Source organism: Arthrobacter gengyunqii (assembly GCF_023022985.1).
Taxonomy (GTDB): domain Bacteria; phylum Actinomycetota; class Actinomycetes; order Actinomycetales; family Micrococcaceae; genus Arthrobacter_B; species Arthrobacter_B gengyunqii.
The window spans coordinates 2,881,232-2,899,742 of the sequence record NZ_CP095461.1; the positions used below are offsets into that span (position 1 = coordinate 2,881,232).

At 63.0% G+C, this 18,511-nt stretch carries 16 protein-coding genes and 1 pseudogene; 5 read left to right on the plus strand and 12 right to left on the minus strand.

The window, feature by feature from the left end:
* Positions 1-85: 85 nt before the first annotated feature.
* Together MUG94_RS13150 and MUG94_RS13155 are read right to left on the minus strand one after the other, a co-directional pair.
* Entirely contained in the window at positions 86-1,729 is a 1,644-nt protein-coding gene (locus MUG94_RS13150) for a peptide ABC transporter substrate-binding protein (RefSeq protein ID WP_227892222.1), read from the minus strand.
* A gap of 319 nt (positions 1,730-2,048) precedes the next feature.
* Positions 2,049-3,848, minus strand: a complete 1,800-nt coding sequence (locus MUG94_RS13155) for an ABC transporter family substrate-binding protein (RefSeq protein WP_227906521.1) — start codon at positions 3,846-3,848, stop codon at positions 2,049-2,051.
* A gap of 175 nt (positions 3,849-4,023) precedes the next feature.
* Between MUG94_RS13155 and MUG94_RS13160 the strand changes: the two genes are divergently transcribed.
* The gene (locus tag MUG94_RS13160) at positions 4,024-4,635 is read left to right on the plus strand and encodes an NAD(P)-dependent oxidoreductase (RefSeq protein ID WP_227906523.1); all 612 of its coding nucleotides are present in this window, start codon (positions 4,024-4,026) and stop codon (positions 4,633-4,635) included.
* Between the two features lie 52 nt (positions 4,636-4,687).
* On the opposite strand, the gene MUG94_RS13165 is transcribed toward MUG94_RS13160, so the two are convergent.
* The 4 genes from MUG94_RS13165 to MUG94_RS13180 form a co-directional block, all read right to left on the minus strand.
* Positions 4,688-5,041 carry a DUF1801 domain-containing protein gene (locus MUG94_RS13165; protein WP_227906525.1) on the minus strand — a complete coding sequence of 118 codons (354 nt, stop codon included), beginning with the start codon at positions 5,039-5,041 and terminating at the stop codon, positions 4,688-4,690.
* Positions 5,042-5,265: 224 nt separating this feature from the next.
* Complete coding sequence (locus MUG94_RS13170; protein ID WP_227906529.1) at positions 5,266-5,823, minus strand: dihydrofolate reductase family protein; 558 nt, start codon at positions 5,821-5,823, stop codon at positions 5,266-5,268.
* A gap of 24 nt (positions 5,824-5,847) precedes the next feature.
* On the minus strand, positions 5,848-6,414 hold the full coding sequence (locus MUG94_RS13175) for a GNAT family N-acetyltransferase (RefSeq protein WP_227906531.1): 567 nt from the start codon (positions 6,412-6,414) through the stop codon (positions 5,848-5,850).
* 121 nt (positions 6,415-6,535) lie between these two features.
* Complete coding sequence (locus MUG94_RS13180) at positions 6,536-7,546, minus strand: hypothetical protein (RefSeq protein WP_227892230.1); 1,011 nt, start codon at positions 7,544-7,546, stop codon at positions 6,536-6,538.
* A gap of 89 nt (positions 7,547-7,635) precedes the next feature.
* On the opposite strand from MUG94_RS13180, the gene MUG94_RS13185 reads away from it, so the two are divergent.
* Entirely contained in the window at positions 7,636-8,208 is a 573-nt protein-coding gene (locus MUG94_RS13185; RefSeq protein WP_227906533.1) for a TetR/AcrR family transcriptional regulator, read from the plus strand.
* Between the two features lie 260 nt (positions 8,209-8,468).
* Positions 8,469-10,400 (plus strand): annotated as a pseudogene (locus MUG94_RS13190) (beta-glucosidase family protein); the annotation flags it as partial.
* A gap of 16 nt (positions 10,401-10,416) precedes the next feature.
* On the opposite strand, the gene MUG94_RS13195 reads toward MUG94_RS13190, so the two are convergent.
* Positions 10,417-11,907 carry an MGDG synthase family glycosyltransferase gene (locus MUG94_RS13195; RefSeq protein WP_227906534.1) on the minus strand — a complete coding sequence of 497 codons (1,491 nt, stop codon included), beginning with the start codon at positions 11,905-11,907 and terminating at the stop codon, positions 10,417-10,419.
* A 144-nt stretch (positions 11,908-12,051) separates the two neighbouring features.
* On the opposite strand from MUG94_RS13195, the gene MUG94_RS13200 reads away from it, so the two are divergent.
* Together MUG94_RS13200 and MUG94_RS13205 are read left to right on the plus strand one after the other, a co-directional pair.
* Positions 12,052-12,492: a hypothetical protein gene (locus MUG94_RS13200; protein WP_227906535.1), complete on the plus strand. Its 441-nt coding sequence runs from the start codon at positions 12,052-12,054 to the stop codon at positions 12,490-12,492.
* A 7-nt stretch (positions 12,493-12,499) separates the two neighbouring features.
* Positions 12,500-12,787, plus strand: coding sequence for a transcriptional regulator (locus tag MUG94_RS13205; protein WP_227906536.1), 288 nt, complete (start codon positions 12,500-12,502; stop codon positions 12,785-12,787).
* A 336-nt stretch (positions 12,788-13,123) separates the two neighbouring features.
* Here the strand turns inward: MUG94_RS13205 and MUG94_RS13210 are convergent, their stop codons facing one another.
* The 5 genes from MUG94_RS13210 to MUG94_RS13230 form a co-directional block, all read right to left on the minus strand.
* Positions 13,124-14,314 carry a flavin reductase family protein gene (locus tag MUG94_RS13210; RefSeq protein WP_227906537.1) on the minus strand — a complete coding sequence of 397 codons (1,191 nt, stop codon included), beginning with the start codon at positions 14,312-14,314 and terminating at the stop codon, positions 13,124-13,126.
* Between the two features lie 102 nt (positions 14,315-14,416).
* Positions 14,417-15,331, minus strand: coding sequence for an alpha/beta hydrolase (locus MUG94_RS13215; protein WP_227906540.1), 915 nt, complete (start codon positions 15,329-15,331; stop codon positions 14,417-14,419).
* Positions 15,332-15,406: 75 nt separating this feature from the next.
* A complete protein-coding gene (locus MUG94_RS13220) occupies positions 15,407-16,243 on the minus strand; it encodes a carbohydrate ABC transporter permease (protein ID WP_227906543.1) in 837 nt (278 codons plus the stop codon).
* Positions 16,244-16,250: 7 nt separating this feature from the next.
* Positions 16,251-17,210 (minus strand): carbohydrate ABC transporter permease, encoded by a 960-nt coding sequence (locus MUG94_RS13225; protein WP_227906545.1) that lies wholly within the window; start codon positions 17,208-17,210, stop codon positions 16,251-16,253.
* The gene (locus MUG94_RS13230; RefSeq protein WP_227906546.1) at positions 17,207-18,493 is read right to left on the minus strand and encodes an ABC transporter substrate-binding protein; all 1,287 of its coding nucleotides are present in this window, start codon (positions 18,491-18,493) and stop codon (positions 17,207-17,209) included. Before MUG94_RS13230 ends, MUG94_RS13225 begins: the two co-directional genes overlap by 4 nt.
* Between the last annotated feature and the right edge of the window lie 18 nt (positions 18,494-18,511).

Genomic DNA, 18,511 nt, shown 5'->3' on the forward strand with positions numbered 1-18,511 from the left:
GAAACTCATATTAAGAGCACCTTTACATTGGAGCGGCCCAAGGGCCCGGCAGCGGTGTGCGGCCGGGCCCCCGAGCTGTGAGGAATTACTTGCCGGTGATGGCGTAGTACAGGGGTACGCCGTTCCAGCCGAACTCAACGTTGGTCACGTTGGTGCTCCAGCCGCCCTGGGCAACCTGGTACCACAGGGGGATGGCGGGAAGATCTTCGAGGAGCATTTCCTGCGCCTCGTTCATCTTCTCGTTGCCTTCTTCAACGGTGGACGCCGAGAGACCCTCGCTCAACAGAGCGTCGAACTCGGGGTTCTCGTAACGTGCGTCGTTGGAGCCGGCTCCGGTGGCGTAGATCGGGCCGAGGAAGTTATACAGCGACGGGTAGTCTGCCTGCCAGCCGGAGCGGATGGCTCCGGTGAGGACAGCGTCGCTGGCTTCGGTGCGTACTTCCTTGAACGTCGCGTACGGCTTGCCGGTGACCTCGATGCCGAGGTTGTTCTTGAGACCGTTGACTACGGCTTCAACCCAGGTCTTGTGGTCGCCCTTGTCCGCGTTGTACGCGATGGTCAGGGGCTGGGACTCGTCGTACGGCGAGATCTTCTCGGCTTCTTCCCAGAGTTCCTTGGCCTTTTCCGGGTTGAACTCCAGGTTTTCACTGCCGGGCAGGTCCGCGGAGTAGCCATCCAGCACGGGTGCTGTGAAGTCTTCCGCCGGGGTGCGGCCGTTGCTGAAGATCACCGAGGTGATTTCTTCACGGTCGATCGCCATGGAGAGAGCCTGGCGGCGCAGCTTGCCGGCTTCACCGCTCCAGTTCTCCAGGTAGTAGGGGATGGCGATGGTCTGGTTGCCCGCGTACGGGGACTCGATGGAGCGTTCCTCGCCGAGGTCGTTCTTGAAGTTCTTGACGTCTGACGTCGGGATGGTCTTCAGGACGTCCAGGTTGTTGGAAATCAGGTCCTGGTAGGCCGTGGTGTCGTTCTGGTAGATCTTGAACGTAATACCGGCGTTCTGGGCTTTCTGAGGTCCTTCGTAGGACTCGTTCGGGACCAGGTTGATCTCCTGGTTGTGCTCCCAAGCGCCTTCTCCGTCGAACTTGTACGGACCGTTGCCCACGGGGTTCTCACCGTAGGTCTTCGGGTCGGCAAGGGCTTCGGGGATCATCGGGTAGAACGCGCTGTAGCCCAGGCGCAGCGGCCAGTCGGACTCAGGCTGCTTCAGCGTGACCTGGAACGTGGTGTCATCGATGACCTTCAGCCCGGACATGGTGTCCACTTCCGAGCCCTCGGCGCTGGCTTCGTCGTACCCTTCGATGCTCTCGAAGAAGTAGCTGGAGAGCTGGGCGTTCTTGGCCGCGGCGCCGTAGTTCCAGGCATCCACGAAGGACGCAGCAGTTACCGGCGCACCGTTGCTGAAGGTTTTGCCTTCCTTCAGCTTGATGGTGTAGTTCTGCGCGTCTTCGGTCTCGATCGACTCGGCCATTTCATTCTGCGGCTTGCCGTCAGCGTCGTAGCTGATCAGGCCGGCAAAAAGCAGGTCCAGTACTGCCCCGCCGCCCACCTCATTGGTGTTCGTGGGGATCAGCGGGTTCTGGGGCTCTGAGCCGTCCGCAATGATGACACGGCTGGTGTCACCTTCTGCGCCGGATTCCGAGGAACCATCTCCCCCGCCGCAGGCGCTCAGCGCCAGAACGGCCACGGCCGCGACGCTCAGCATTTTGGAAGTGCGTGTGAAGCGCATTCCGCCTCCTATGTTGTCTATGGGTGCCAACGTCTTGCGTCGGCATTGCGGCTCGCAGACAGTGAGCCGACTCACAAGGTCAAAAGCATATTGCTTCGGAGTACACCGTACTCACCACTGGAAGCCGTGAATGACTCCCGGGACGCCTTGGGCAGCCTCGAGCAAGGCAACAAGGTGCCCCTCGTCTGGAATTATATAGAAAGACATGTCGACATAACGATTTGGTATACCCCTGACGTGTTACGACACAAAGGTGTCTTTCCGCCTTCCGACCTGCCATTATGCCGTGGCTCCGGGGAGCCTGCCATGACAAAGGTCACTACCGGGCCACGGACCATTCCCAGAAGTTCCACCACAGTCCGGTCTGGTTCGGCATGTACTCCACATGCTCGATGGTGTCCGCAGAGGCTTGGAGCCCCGGCACCTGATATAGGGGCAGACCGTATCGGGCGCTCCAGATGAGCCGGTCGATCCTGGTTTGAAGTTCATCACGGGCCTGGGCATCGGTCTCCGTAATGAGGTCATCCATCAGCGCATCTGCCTCCGGACTGGAGAAACCGTTGAAGTTTGACGCGGCTCCGGTGCGGAAGATCTGCGGCACGCCGGACACCCCGACTCCCGACGCAGTCCAGCCGAAGATAGCCGCGTCGTAGCTTTCCGTTCCCAGCTGGGCGGCCCATTCAGCGGCCGGCAGTCCGCCGTCCACCACGTTGAATCCCGATTCCGACGCCGATTCTTCGATCCGTTCATAGGCCAGGGCACGGTTTGCATTGTCACGGTTGTAGAGGATCCGCACCTCGGGTGTGGCGCCGTCGAGCAGTTCGCGCGCCCGGTCCGGATCCACCTCGGCGAACTCGCCCGATCCGTTGGTGGCGGCGGCGTCCTCATAGCCAGCCTGGTCGGCGAGGAACACCTGGGAATCCAGCGGCTTGGCCCCGGGCTGCAGCGGCTCGACATTGGCTTCCACAATGGCCTGGCGCGGCACGGTGCTCAGGAAGGCCTCACGGACCGCCTCGTCCGCAAAAACGCCGTCGAACTTCAGGTCCAGGTGGTCGTAGGCGAGCTGGTTGCCCTGATGCAGGTTAATGTTCCCCAGCGCCTCAAGTTCAGTCAGCGTGCCGCTGTCCGCGCGCGGGGAAATGATGTCCACTGAGCCGTCTTTCAACGCCGTCACCTGGGTTGAGGGATCCTGCAGGAACCGGACCGTGATCCTGTCCAGTTCCGGCTTGGGCCCCCAGGTGTAGTCCTCATTCCGAACCAGGGTCAGGGAGGCTCCCGGTTCGATGCCCTGGACAATGTAGGGGCCGCTGGACAGGTAGAGGGCAGGGTTATCGGGAAGGTTGTCGGCGGCGAAGGCGGTGTTCCAGTAATCGGCGACGGCGCGCAGTTCGGGGTCCACCGGCGCAGGATCCAGGGGATCTCCCGCCGCGGTGCCCAGAAGCAGCTGCGTCAGCTCTTTCTCGTCCGCCAGCCCTGCCCCCTGGGCGACGACGTGGGCCGGGACCCCAATCCCGCCGTCGTCCGCCAGCGATCCGAACGCTGTCTCCCAGTCCGCGTACGGCTCTGAGTAGGTCAATGTGATGGAGCGGTTGTCCTCGCTGACCTCCGGCAGCCCGGTCAGGGCCAGGGCTTCGCTGGAGCCGGCATAGTCGAAATAGCGGGTGCCGGACAGGACAGTGCCGTTGCCGGCCGCGAGCTCGTCATCGAACCTGCCGGATGCCGCCGCCCAGGCAAGGATCATGTCGTCCGCTCCCACCGGGGCACCGTCGGACCAGGCAACTCCCTCATTGACGGTGTATTTCACCGCCAGCGGATCCTCGGAAACCTTTTCATAGCTGCCGAAATCCTCCAGCGGAACAATCTCAAGGTTGTTGTCCACGTAGTTGAATCCCGAGTGGGTGGCGTACGCGATGCGGTTGTTAATATCGGTGTTCCCGTCCGCGGTTTGCGGGTTGAAGGAACTGAAGACGCCGGCTTCCGCCACGGAGATCTCGCCCCCCGGAGTAGGCGAAACGCCCGGCAGGTCCTCGGTGGCGTCCGGCTCAGCGGTGCAGGCTGCCAGCGCCAGGACCGCGGCGGCGCAGCCGGCGAAGAGTTTGGTCAGGCGGTCAAAACGCATTGCTGCTCCCCGGGACGTTATGGCGTCGATCGCACACCTTGTGATGATGACACACCGGGGACGCTTCCCACGAGCATCCGCCGAGGGGTCGACGTCGGACCCGGCTCAACCGACAGCCGCGCCCGTAAGATGATGGCAGAGAGTACGAGCACCATTCGACGAATCAGAGGACCCCGTGAAAATCACCATTGTCGGAGGCTCAAAAGGCACCGGAGCACAACTCGCTGCGCTCGCTCAGGCAGCAGGCCACGAGGTTACGGTCGTCTCCCGGAGCGCCAGCGCACCGTCCGGTGTCCGGACCGTCATCGGCAATGCGACCGATCCTGCAGTGGCTGCCCAGGCCGTGGCGGGAGCCGACGTCGTCGTTGTTACGGTGGGCGGCGCCAAGGGTGTTTCCCGGCAGCGCGCTGCCGTCACCAAAAACGTCATCGGTGCGATGCAGAAGGCCGGTGTGCGCCGGCTCGTGGTGCAGTCGTCACTGGGGGCGGGCGATTCGGGCTCGCAGATGCCCGCGCCGCTGCGGATCGTCATGCAGGCGGTGCTCGCCAAGGCGCTGGCCGACCACAACGAGCAGGAGGCTGCCGTGCAGGGCTCCGGCCTGGATTGGACGATCGTGCGGCCCACCGGCCTCACGGACAAGGAGCCGACGAGCACCTGGAAGGCGCTGACAACGAACGAGGACGGCCGGCTTGGAGGTTCGATCCCCCGACGGGACCTGGCTGCCTGCATGCTCGGAATCCTCAGCGACGATTCCACCGTCGGCAAGGCCCTTGGGGTGAGCAGCTAGCACGTGAGTGTGGATGCCCGGTGATGAGATCTCCGGGCGTTGTCTGCGGACCTCAGTCGACCACGGACCGCACGATCCCGGCGATAAGTTTTTCGGTTTCATCATCGACCGTCTCGAAGTACCACGCGGCCGGCATCAGTGTCCCGTTTACCCCGCCTGCAGGTCGGAAGGCAGCCTTCTCGGTGATCGCGAGGTTCATGCGTTCGTCATTGCGCAGTGTCACAAGAGCGGGCGTGCTGGCCGTCTTCGCGTAGGCGGGCATTCCGTACCAAATTCGCGGTTTCAGAGTCGGGGCGGCAGCCATGATGATGTCATGCACACGCTGCATGACTGCCCGCTGCGGCTCCTGCATCTTCGAAATCTTCTCGATTACCTGAGTCAGGTTTTTCTCGTCCTTCGTCGACATGTCGTGTCCTTTCCCTAACCGATGCCGGGCATCGGCGAAATGAAGTTGGCGTATGCGTACGCGCCGCACTCCATCCGGACATGTCCTGAGGTGCTCAGGCCTCTCCGCGATGATTCACGTGGTCCTCACGTGGAAGCGCAGTAGGTGGCGCGTGCCACCGGAATCAGAATATCTGTCATGCAGACGGATGCCACCCCTCTGCGGCAGATCCCGCACACGTTACTTCAGCCGGCCCGTCGATAGTGCACGGCGAGCGCACCGTTTCTGAGCGGTTCCGCCGAGATCAAATCCAGGCGGCGCGTGCTGGGCAGAATCCCCTCGTAAAGGGTCGGGCCGTGGCCGGTAATCATGGGGTGTACGAGGAAGCTGTACTCATCGATCAGATCCAGCCGGTCCAGCCCTGCCGCAAGTTTGCCGCTACCGACGAGCACACCGTCGGGAGTCCGGTCCTTGAGGTCCTGTACTGAGGCGCGCAGGTCGCCGGAGAGGTGATGGCTGTTGGTCCACGGATAGTCGCTGCGGGTTGCCGACACGACGTACTTCGGTTTGGCGTCCAGTTTGAGCGCCCACTCGTGCATGGCCGGCGGAGCTTCAACCTGCCCGCGGGCAACCAGCGGCCAGTAGCTCTCCATCATCTCGTAGGTGATGCGACCCCATAGCATTGCGCCGCACTCGTCCATGAGGCGGGTGAAATGGGCGTGTGTTTCGTCGTCGGCAATACCTTCCCGGTGGTCGATACAACCATCCAGCGTGACGTTGAAACCGAACGTTAGACGGCCCATAGGACGATTCTAGGTCGCACGGTTTCAGGTGCAATGGGCTGCGGATTGAATCCAGTCGCGCCGAATCAGACCGTACACCCAGGAGTCGGACACGTCGCCGTTGACGATGCAGTCCTCGCGCAAGGTCCCTTCGCGAACGAATCCGAGCTTTTCCAGCACACGGGCCGAGGCCACGTTGCGTGTATCTGTCTCGGACTGAACCCGGTTGAGATCCAGGCTGTTGAAGGCCCATGTCAGCAGGGCGCGCGCTGCCTCCGTCGCGTAGCCGCGGCCCCAGGCTGCCTCGGTGAGGCAATACCCCAGGGAAGCGCTGCGGAAGTCGGGGTTCCACCCGTTGAAGGTGCACCAGCCCACGAATTCGCCGTCAGACCTGCGAATGAGAACCACGCGTGCGCCTGTGCCTTCGTCCGCCATCGTCTGGCATCCGGTCATGAAGCGTGCGACCTGCGACCGCTCCGTCCACGGAGGAGTGTCCCAATAGCGAAGCACTTCGGCGTTGCTCTGCAGCGCGAATAGTTCGTCAGCGTCGGAATCGGCGAAGGGCCGCAGCAGTAACCGCTCGGTGTGCAGAGTCGGCGTCGACAAAGTCATGGGTGCCACTCTGCCATACGGTCCCAGGCCGTCCGGACGGCCCGAAACGGCGCCTGTGGTGCATCAGCAGCAAAAGGGAAGCCCCACCAAAGGCGGGGCTTCCCTTCCAGCCCGCACAATCCTAGACCGTCGCGAGTGCTGCCTCTTTCCGGGCCTTGGCCGCCGAGATGCGCGGGCCGCTAAACCACAGCACGATCCCCGCCAGAACCCAGATGCCCAGAGTCAGGGCCGCAGCACCCCCGCCGACGCCGTCGAAGTACGCCACGGAACGGACCAGGGTGCCGGCAGCGCCGGGCGGCAGGAGCTGGCCGATCATGGCCACCCCGGCGGGCAGCCACTGGGCGCTGGTCGAGATGCCGGCGAAGGGGTTGCCCACAAACATCATGGACATGGCCGCAATGGTGAACCCCTTGGTGCCAAAACACTCATTGAGGCCGGCCAGGGGAAGGGCCAGTGCTGCGATGCCGAGGGCAACGCTTGCCGCAACCGGGACCAGGGGACCCTCGATACTGCCAAAGAGGTACTTCAATACGGCAGCGACCACGAACCCGCCGGCCACCGAAAAACCGGTGAGGCCGGCGAAGATCCACCAGCGCTGGCCGGACAGCATGGAACGGAACGCCACGGCCGGCACAATGCCGCCGAACACCAGCGGAAAAGCCAGACCGCCGATGCCCACGCCCGTCGGGTCGCCGGAGGGAAGCGGAACCACGTCCACAATCTCGGCCGTTTGCCCCATGCTGCCCGCCATCGTAGCCCCGACATTGCTGACCGTGCCGGAAACGGCCGTTGAGCCGGCGCTGGCCACGTAGACGGTCATATCCGGATCGGTGAAGTCGAATCCGCCAACGATCTCCCGCTTACGGATTCCCTGCTCGAGGTCCTCTGCATTCTCGTAGGACTGCACCACGAAAGCGCCCGGCGACTGGGCCTCCAGGGTTTTCGAGACCGAGTCTGCCCGGTCCTGCGGGCCTACCACTCCCAAACCCAGATCCCGTGGTCCGGAGAGGAGCGACGGCGAGATGAACAGCATCAGGAGGGCCAGCAGGATGACGGAAAGCCCGGTGGTTAGACCGGCCCAAACGGCCGCGTGCTTTCGATGAGAGCCGGATGACGGCGTTTGTGTTGTCATGATCCTTCTTCTTTTCGGAGGAACTTCCTCCGCTTCTACGGATGATATTCCTCCGGTTTAGACTGAAGGTCAATTTGAAGGGAGTGCGGATGAGAGCTGACGCTGCGCAGCGAAGAGAAGCGATCATCACCCATGCGAGGCACCTTTTTGCCGAGCGGGGCGGCGATGTTGCGCTCGACGCTGTAGCCGCCGCAAGCGGCGTTGGGATTGCCACCCTGTACCGAAACTTTCCCTCCCGCGGGGACCTTGTCCACGCCGTGGTCCAGGACATTGTGGACCAGATCATCCACGCTGTGGATCAGACCCGGAGCACGCTGAACACTGATCCGGCTGCGGCATGGAAGGACCTGCTGTCCAGCCTGACGGCAATGGAACTCGGTGCGCTAACGGACGGGCTCGCGCTGCAGGCCGGGGCCGTCCAGGATTTGGAAGCCACACCTCTGGCGCAGGTCCAGCAGCCCGCAGTAGATGCCCTCAACGATCTGCTCGCAGAGCTCAAGCGGCGCGGTGCAGTGCGGGAGGCCCTCTCTGCCCTGGACGTAATAGTTGCGGTCGCGACGATCACCCGTCCACAGGTCTCCCCCATCCGTGGAGCAGCACCGGGTGTGCCGGACCAGCTGGCCGAGGCGTATTTTCTCTGGAGCCGAGGCCAACAGGCCTAACGCATGGGCCGGCGCCTGATCACCCGTGTGCAGGTCCGGATGGAGCGGCTAATCCGCACCGCGCAGACGCAGGGTGGAGAATGCAGTGCATGAACATCACTACGGAGGCCAGCGCGTACGGTGAGGCAGTCCGCGCAGTCCGGGAGGGCGCGCTCGATCCGGACGAGGCAGCCGAACAGCTCATAGTCCAGATGACGGAGTCGGAGATCCTCGGGCTGCTCGACGGTGACTCCCCCGGGCTGCTGCTCCCGCTCATCCCGATGCTGCTGCGCCGGCGGCCGTTCGTGGCCGGGGCGGTCCCGCGGCTGGGCATCCCGGGAGTCCGGTTCAGCGACGGCGGCCGCGGCGTCGTCATCGGCGCCTCCACAGCCTTCCCCGTGACGATGGCGCGGGCCGCAACCTGGAATCCGTCGCTGGAGGAACGGGTCGGGATCGCGGTGGGCCTGGAGACCAGGGCGCGGGGAGCAAACTACTCCGCCTCCGTCTGCGTGAACCTGCTTCGCCACCCCGCGTGGGGCCGGGCGCAGGAGTGTTACGGGGAGGATCCGGTGCTCACCGGCCGGATGGGATCGGCGATGACCCGGGGTGTGCGCGTGCACGCGATGGCGTGCGTGAAGCACTTCGCGCTGAACTCGATGGAGGACGAGCGCTTCGAGGTCGATGTGTCAGTCGACGAACATGCCCTGCACGAGGTGTACCTGCCACATTTCAAGGCTGTTGTGGAAGCCGGCGCCGACTCCGTCATGAGTTCCTACAACCGAGTGCGGGGCGAGTACATGGATGTCAATCACTCCCTGCTCACCGACGTGCTGCGGAATGAGTGGGGCTTTCGCGGATTCGTGACGAGCGACTGGGTGTTCGGCACCCACGACGCCGTCACCAGTCTCCAGTCGGGGATGGATGTGGAGATGCCGCTGCGGCTGCTCCGCGCCCGTTCTTTGCCTGCAGCGCTGCGGAGCGGTCACCTGGACCGCGCAACTGTGCGGCAGTCCGCGCGCCGCATCCTGCGCACCGCCCTGAACCATGCCGCAACGCGGGAGGAGGCGACGCCGGGCGCGGACCTGATCGCTTCCCCGGCGCACCGGGCGCTTGCCCGCCGGGTCGCCGAAGAATCGATTGTGCTGCTGAAGAATGAAACCTGCGGCGCGGAGCCACTCCTGCCGCTGGCTCCCGCAACCCGCCACCTCGCGGTGATCGGACGACTCGCGGCACGGGCAAACCTTGGCGATCACGGCTCATCACGCGTCCGGCCTCCCTCCGCGGCCTCGGCGCTGCAGGGGTTGCGTGAGGCGCTCCCCCGGGTGCGCATCACGACCGCCTCAGGACGGAACGAAGGCGCCGCGGCCGCGCTGGCAGCCGCCGCGGACACAGCGATCGTCGTCGTTGGCCTGGACCAGCACGACGAGGGCGAGTCCGTTGTCACCGGCGGCGTTAACGTGGGCGTGCTCGGTCCGGCCTTTGGATCGGGCGCCCTCAGTCGGGTCGTCACCGGTCTCGCGCACCTGGCCTCGCGTTTCGTCCGAGGCGGCGACCGCAGCTCACTCAACCTGCGTCCCTCCGACGTGCGCCTCATCCGCGCCGTCGTGGCTGCAAACCCGCGGACCGTCGTCGTACTCATTGGCGGCAGCGCGATCCTCACGGAGGAATGGCGGGACCAGGTGCCCGCGCTTGTCCTCGCCTGGTACGGAGGCATGGAGGGCGGACGCGGGCTCGCAGGCGTGCTGACCGGTGCTGCGGAGCCCGGCGGGCGGCTGCCGTTTGTGCTGCCAACGGACGCCGCGCATCTGCCGCCGTTTGACCGCACCGCGAAGTCCGTCGTCTACGACGACAAGTGGGGTCAACGCCGGCTCGACGGCGACGGACACACACCGGCGTTCCCATTTGGGTTCGGCTTGAGCTACACCACGTTCGAGCACCGTCTTCTCGAGCATCGCTTCGACGACACGGGCGGCACCGCTGACGTGCTCGTAACGAACACGGGCAACCGCAAGGGCTCCACTGTTGTTCAGGTCTACGCCGCAGACGTGTCAGTCCCCAGGCCGGTCGCTCAGCTCCTGGGCTTCCAAAAGGTGAGGCTGCAGCCCGGCACGGAGACAGCTGTGCGGGTTTCCCTGGATGCGGGTCCCACACTGCAGCGCGATCCGGACACCCAGCGCTGGTTCCCCCGCGCCGGCGACTGGGCCCTGCTCGCCGGCCAGCACAGCCCGGTCAGCTGGGCAGACGCGGTCCGGTTGAGGCGCTCTGCGGAACCATCCGATGAGGACGGGATCTCTGGACGCGGACAGACAGCGTGTCATCCTGCCGCAGGATGGCGCGGAGCAACCGCCGCTCCTCCCACCTAAGCGACCTGAACGCTTGGCTGCGCCGCAGCACCAGGCCCCCGTCCGGGGCCCCGTACCGCTTCTGCAAATCCTCCAGCTCCGCGGCCTGCAGCAGAGCGACCGTGCTGCCCGTAGCCGAGTCGATCAACCGGACCAGCGCGGATGGTCCGCTCAGATCCGTCGCGACAACGCGATCCTCACTGGCGGAGAGGATTGTCTTCTGCGCCGCGCGGGTTACCACCAGCGGACGGGACGGCCCGTCCAGCAGCCGTGACAGCACATTTGCCGCAGCCTCAGGTCGGCCCGTCCTTTGCGCCGCGGCCTGCATCTGCTGCAGGCGACCCGGCTCGCGCAGCACCTCGTCGATCTTCCAGCCAATTGTCGCTGAAGTGTTGCAGCGGATCGCCGCCCCCTGTTCCAACAGGTAGTCGCCATTGCGGACCTCCTGCCCCGGAATGGGGTTCACCATCACCATGGGCAGGCCGGCAGCCATGCACTCCGACACTGACAACCCGCCAGGCTTGCCCACAAACAGGTCGGCGCGGCGCAGCAGCTGCGGCATCTCCGTTGTGAAGCCGAGCACGCGGTAGCGGTCTCCGGCGGGTGCCACCAGATGCTCGATACGCTGCCGCAGGGCATCGTTTCGTCCGCACACAACCGTCGCCGTGAACGGCGAGCGCATGTGCAGCGTCTGCCGCACCACCGCGGCGGCGTAGTCGCCGCCGGACGCGCCTGCGGAGATCAGCAGCATCGGGGGCTCGGTTGCGTCGCGGGAGGGCGCGCCCTTCAGCTGTGAGGCGATGGGAATCCCCGGAGCCGCAACTCGATCGGAGGGCAGGCCTAGCGCCATCAGTTCCACCCTCCCCTCCTCCCGGGCCAGGAAAAGAGCATGGAACGCGCCGGTAAGGGACAGCCCTTGGAAGTCATAGTCCGTCGTGACGACGGCGGTCCTCGCGTTGGTCACGCCGCGAAGGAGCAGCGACGCCAGCAGCTGGGCGGGCAGGAAATGCGTGCACACGATCGCGGTCGGCCGGAACCGCTTAATGGCATCAATGACCGGAACGGAGTTCATCCGTGTCCAGGGGTCCATGGGGCCCCGGCGCCGGAAAGGACGGTCACTGATGTCGTAGCCCCAGTCGATCAGCCACGGCAAGCCCTCGACCAGGACGAAGTAGCCCTTGTTTAGCAGTGCCCGGTAGAGCACGCTGCTGACCTGCAGCACGTCCAACACCTGGACCTCGGCGACGTCGGCACGCGCGGCGCACGCCTGCTGCACCGCCGCTGCGGCGCTGTTATGCCCGGCACCCACGCCTGCGGACAGGATCAGTACGCGCTCCCCTTCAGCGGTCTTGGGGGTTCGTGTCGACGTATTGGGCATGAAGCGAGGCTAGCAGGAGCCCTCATCAAGCCTTTGGTCCCTGCCGGGCATCGACAGCCGTGAGTTCTCTTTTGGCTCGCCGCGCAGAAGCACCCTCCATCGCCACTACTTGCAAATACTGCAAGTCGTTGCAAGTATCGAAATATGAACACTGAGTTGCCCGCTGACCCTCAGGACCCGCAAATCGCTACACCCGATCAGGCCCGACGCCTCCTCTCCTCCATCCCGAAAAGACCCGAGCGCCAATTCGCTGCCAGTGACCACGTAAGCACCGCAGCGACAGTCGCTTGTTCGCTTGCCGCAGGGCTGATTGCCCTGAGCGGTCATCCTTGGTGGGCAATCATCCCCACCCTCTGCGCACTGATCACTTCACATCGCTGGATCGCAAGCCGCCTGTCACGGCCGAACGAGCCTCGCCTCAAGTTGACCATCGCCATCTCAGCCTTCACCGTATGGTTACTCATCCCCGTCTGGAGAGGCATCACGCACGGGGAGACGATCCCCTTCCCTGAAGCCTTCCTCTTTGCCGGCCTCGCACCAGCATCCTGGCTGACGTTCTACATCATCCTGTTGATCCGCCGCTGAGGCATCCATGGTCCACACCGAACTCGACGCGCACCTGGTCGCCCCGAAGCGCTTCGTCACCATGGCGCATCTAAACCAAGTGGAGCAAGCGGACTACTCTTCGCTGCAGCAAACAACCGGCCTGTCGTCACCTGACCTCTCGAAAATCATCCGTGACCTCGAGGAACGGGGGCTGGTCGAAGTGACCAAAGAACGCCGCTCCCGCTACGGCACTACCTTGGTCAGACTCACTCCGCAGGGACAGAAGACTTTCAAAGCTCTTCTCACAACGATCAATCGAATCGCAGGTCAGTGAATGACCCTCGCCGTGCTCAAATACACGTACCAGGAATGCTCATAAAGGAGCGGCGGAACAAGGGGACCCCAAAAACGAAAATGCCACCCTCCGAAGCTTTCACGGAGGACGGCATTTCCAATGAGTTGAGCGATAAAATTAAACACTAAATCTGAATTCGATCTCTTTACGTAGCCGAGCCATCTCAGACTCCGCGCAATCGCTTGAGTCGCCGCTCGCCGCTCAGCGGCCTCTGACCTCGACGCCGCTGAGCAACGTTCCCTATTTCGTGTAGCGTCTGGAACCCCAAGTCCTCGTCGGCGGGCTGGACTCAGATGGCAGGCTCATTTTGGGTCCTCAACCCTCGAGAGGCGGACTCAGGTCGACGAGCTTTGCTTGGACTGCTTCGGCAGCGATGCGCATCTCCTGGATCCAACCCTCGACGACTGACCCGGGGACGTCTTGTGGAAGTTGCGCGAGTCTCAGCAAAATGGCGATGTCGCCGTCGGGGTAAAACACCGGGACCAAGAGAGCTCCGATGTTGTACCGGCGGTCAGTATCGAACTCACCGATGTGGAACGAGTGCGTGAGTTCGGCCAGCTCAGCCAACAATGCTCTTTCGCGGACGGGCGTGAGCCCGGGCGAACGGTGTTCCGCGATCAGCGCGTTGAGTCGCACGCTGTCCTCCGGTTGTATTTGCGACGCGGCGAACCCCAGATCACGCAGAGTCGCCAAACGGCGACGATAGGTCTGTACGAGCTCAGGGTCACGCACGGCGTTCCCGAGCCACCTCTCGACGATGTCGTCCGGAGCCCAGGCGATGTATGCCTCGCCCATCGGCGGTTTCAAGGGCAGCCGCTCACCGAGCCTCTCGAGCATCTGCGCATCACCACCATACGCCGTTGCTGCGGTAGTCAGTTCGTCATCGTTTACCACCACGAGTGCAGCCGCCTCACAGCGCTGCGATGCCGCCAGCAGTTCGATCTGCGGCGTTGCCAACGCGGCGAGACGCACCCCAACGATAAGATCAGAGTCACCGGCAGCCGTCATGCTGCGCGGAGAGAAGCCTCCATACCCGCCCTGGAAAAACAAGAGCGGTGTCACCTGTCGATTAACTTCCAGGGAGTCCACTTGGCAAAGCTGAATGAAGTGATCGCCGGCATCTATAACCTCCTGCGGCGCACAATGTATGTGCGCCACCGCGCCAGTCAGGGTCGGCACGCCGAGTGGGGAGGGAGCCCAATCCACGCGTGAGAACTTGTCTTCTCCGGCGCCGGAGAAGATCCGGCACAATTCGACCTGGTCATGAGCCAGGACGTTAATGCAGAAGGATTCCGCGGTTCTTAGCCGAGCAAACGTCGCGGAGGACGTGGCCGGCAGAAATGCCACCAGCGGGGGGTCGAGGGATACGGAGGTGAACGTGCCGACCACCATACCTACGGACGAGCCGTCGTCCGCGACGCCAGTGACGATAGCAACCCCAGTCGGGTAGTTACCCATCACCTCGCGAAACTGAAGGGGATTTATGGGGGTACGTGTCTCAGTCATCTTGGACTTCTCTTCCTCGTCCCGGCATTAAGGACATGATCGTTCTTATGGATTGGTTCCTCTTCAGCGGCGTGGGCACGACCCCACCAAGGGTTGGGCTCTTCATCCGCGTTCCAGGCACTCGGTCAGGAACTCATCAATCCGGGCGTTCGCAGTTTTCGCGTGTGGGTGCGGACTTTCAGTGAACGCATGGTCGGCACCAGGGTAAAGCGCGAGCTGTGCGCGGCCGCCCGCTGCGAGCCATCGGCAGTACATAAACATGGAATCGTCGAGCATTGCATCGAGCGTTCCGACCGTGAACAAGGCAGCCGGCAGGTCCTTCAGATCGGCATAGAGCGGAGACACCTCGGATGCTTGGTGGAGTGCGGCATCAGGGGCATACGCGGCGACATTGCGCGCAATGTCTTCCGTTGTGAGGACTCCGCTTTTGGCAAGAACCTGGCTTGGCGTCATTGACGAGTCGTACACACCGAATCCAAGGGAAACGCCCTTGATATGTGAACCCAGGCCTCGATTCCTCAGGCGGATTAAAGTTGCAACCGCCAGCAAAGCCCCTGCGGAGTCGCCAGCCATAAGCGTGGTCGGAGCACCGAAGACAGTTGTGGAGTTTTCCAACAGCCAGAGAGCGGCCGCTTCGCAGTCATCCCACGCCGCTGGATAGGGGTCCTCAGGTGCGAGCCGATAGCCGACACTCACGCAGGTCACTCCCACCGTGTCGGCGATCCGTTCCAGCACCGCGTCCTGTTGATTCGCTCCACCGAGCACGAACCCCCCGCCATGGATGTGCATCAGGACTGCGCGCGGATTCGCACTCGGCACAACGTGCAGCGTGCGACCATCTCCGATTTCCACATCGTATGCTTTCGCAGAGACCCGGGCCGCCGGCTTGAAGCCACCCTCCCGCGCTTTGTCCAACCCGATTTCCCAAATGCCGGGAAGGTTGCCAGTAAGCTCGGCGAACTTCGAGTTGAACGCCAGCACCTCTTCTGAGACCGCCTTCGGCGCGAAAGCTTCCATTCCTATTCCGTACATGTGTCCACCGATCCGGATTCGTCTATTAAGGGCATTGGCATGCAGTTTCCAAGCTGGCTCTCACTCTTTGGTCCCACCCGCGAAGCCCTGCATCAGCCTCTTCTGGGTCACCATGTAGAAGATCATGATGGGGATGAGCGCAACGATCACGACTGCGAAGATCTTGTTCCAGGCTGAATTGAGGCCTCCGATGTATTCGTACATAACGACGGGGAGTGTCGGATAGTCCGATCCGCCCAGAAAAATTAGCGGCGTGAAAAAGTCGTTCCACACTACGAGTCCGGAGAGGATTGCCACCGTCGCCGTCACTGGACCCATCAACGGAAGCACAGCGTGCCAGAAGGCCCGGAACGGACCCGCACCGTCAAGAGCAGCGGCCTCCTCATAGTCCCGCGGATGGCTGCGGAAGAAGGTCGCGTAGAGGAAGACGCTCAGCGGGAGGAAGGTGCCCGTATAGATGATGATCAGGCCCACAAGCGAACCGGAGAGTCCGAGCGCGCGCGCCCCGAGGTAGAGCGGCACGATTCCCAGCTGGGTCGGCAGGATGATTCCGACGAGAAAGAGGTAGAAGACGATGTTCGCCCACCTTCGGGTGGAACGAACGATGACATAGGCCGTCATCGAACTGAGGAGAATCAGCAGAACCAGGGTTACGCCCGTGATGATCACGCTATTGATAAAGCCGATGACCACACTGTTCTTGCCGGTGGTCGTGAGCACTTCAATAAAGTTTGACCACTCCAGGTGCGAGGGAAGTGCAATCGCGGACGAAGTCGACATCTCCGACGTCGACTTCAGCGATCCCACGATCAGGAGGTAAAGCGGGAGGACAAAGATGGCGGTCGCGATGATCATGAGGATCTCGCGCAGGAATGTGAGCCGTGTATATCGATTCATGACGCTCCTAGACGTCCCGGTTTCGCGTGATGAACTGCTGGAGAATCGCGAAGAAGAGGATAATCACGGTCAGTACCATCGATAGCGCCGCACCATACCCGAAGTTCCCCCGGGAAAATGCTTCCTGGTACACGAGCAGGGCGAGGTTCTTGCTGGAATTAACGGGTCCCCCGCCGGTCATAGCAAGAATTGGGTCGAACAGACGCAAACCGAAGATGAGACCCAGCATCGTGACGATCCCGATCGATGGGCGAAGCGCGGGGAGGGTTACATGCCAAAACTTTTGCCACTGGTTCGCGCGGTCGAGTGCGGCAGCCTCCTCGACCTCCGGCGAAACCCTGGAAAGCCCTGCCAGGAAGATGACCATCGCCAACCCGGTCCCTTGCCATAGGATCACCACCGCGACGGTCCAGAGCGCGGTATCGGGGTCGCCAAGCCACGTGCGGCGGAGGTCACCCAATCCCAACTGGAGTAAGGACTCATTGAGTAGACCGTCGTATTGAAAGACGTACTTCCAGATGTACGAGACAGCCAGGGGGCTGAGCGCCAGTGGAAGGAAGACCAGTGCGCGCAATACATGGCGCGATTTCAGTCCGCGGTTCAAACCCAGGGCAAAGAGCAGCCCGAGAACGGTGGTTCCGACCATCTGTATCAATGCATAGAAGATGGTGGTACCGATCACACCGACGACTGCGGGATCTTGGGCAATCCGCACGAAGTTGGCGAGCCCGATGAACTGGAATGAGCCGATGCCGGTGTAGTCAGTGAACGCAAAGTAGCCGCCCGTAAGCGTCGCAACGAAGTGGATGAGAAAGACCAAGATCATGCCCGGCGCCGCCCACCACCAACGCCCGAAGGCGATCAGTGGCCGCCCGTTCGACAGCCGCAGCGGCCTCACAATCTCGGCAGGATGTTTCTCGGGCTCGTCCTGCTCCGACGTGGTCTTGCCTGAGGTCATGGTTTTCATGCGTCGAAAGCCGCGTCCATGTCGCCGAGGATTTGATCCACCGTCTTCTGGCCCGTGAACAGCCCGGGAACGCCCTCCTGCATCGCCTGCAGAACTGCGTCCGGCCAGATTCCCAGACCGGGCTCGGAGATGACTTGGTCATCCGTGACGAACTTCCCGATAGGTGCGTACACCTCCGGCAACGTCTCTTCATTCAGCTCCCCGGCGGGGATTCCGCCCGTGAGTTCGGCGATCTGCTGACGCTGCGACGGTTCCACCAGCCAGTCGATGTAGGCCTGGATCGCTTCGTCCTTCTCGCTCGCCGCGCTGGATGAGACCGTGTACTTCACCGAGTTGATGACACGACGGTTCTCGGCCGTCTGGCCGGGAAAGGCCTGCACCGAAAATCCCTCGGCAGGAAGGGCATCGGCAAGAACCTTCCAGATGTCGGCCTCACCGGTGCTGAGCGACGCGAGAGGAGGCGTGACGCCCGCCATCACATCTGCAAGGAACTCGCCGGCTGCTGCCTCAGCGCCATCCTGGTAACAACCTGCGCTGAACATGTCAGAGACGGTCTGCAACGCGTAGTGCCAACCCTCGGTGTCGCTGAAGGTGACCTCGTTGCGCGCACGTTTCTCATCCCAGTCGGGGTCTTTCGCATAGACCGAACTAGTTGCTACCAACAGCGTCTGTCCGTCCGCGGTGAACGGGTTGCCGAACTGTCCGAGCGTGAACGACAGGTTCTGGCCCTTGGCTGCCGTGCACATCGCCAGCATCTCGTCGATCGTCTCCGGCCATTTGCCACCCAGGGCTTCTAGGTTCGAGTCGATAGTCACCGCGGTCTTCGGGACGGTCCACAGCGGAAAGCCATATGCCTTTCCGTCCACCGAGTATGCGGCGAGCTCGTCCGGGTTGATGAGATCGGTGGCTGCTCCAGTGACTTCGCCGAGAAGGTCTGCTTCCCCGAGCGTGGTGACACCTGTACCCACCCCGTTGGTGCCCGGCTCGGTCAGGAACATGTCCGGTGCGTTGCCGCCCTGCAGCCGGGTGCTCAGCGCAGAGTTGTAGCCGTCAATGGGGATCGCCTCAACCTCGACCTTAGCGCCGGTTTGCTCCTCGTAGCTCTCGGCCATCGTCTCCCAGGTATTGGAGTTGGCTATGGCCGGGTAAGCGAAGGTGATTGTGTCATCGAGGCCCGATGCTTCCGTCGCGGTCGAACAGCCACCCAAGAGCGGGACACAGAGCGCCATCGCGGCGACAGCGGCTCCACTTCGGAGGTTGTGTCGGTGATTATTCATGTTCATCGTTCTCCTGCTGGTCGT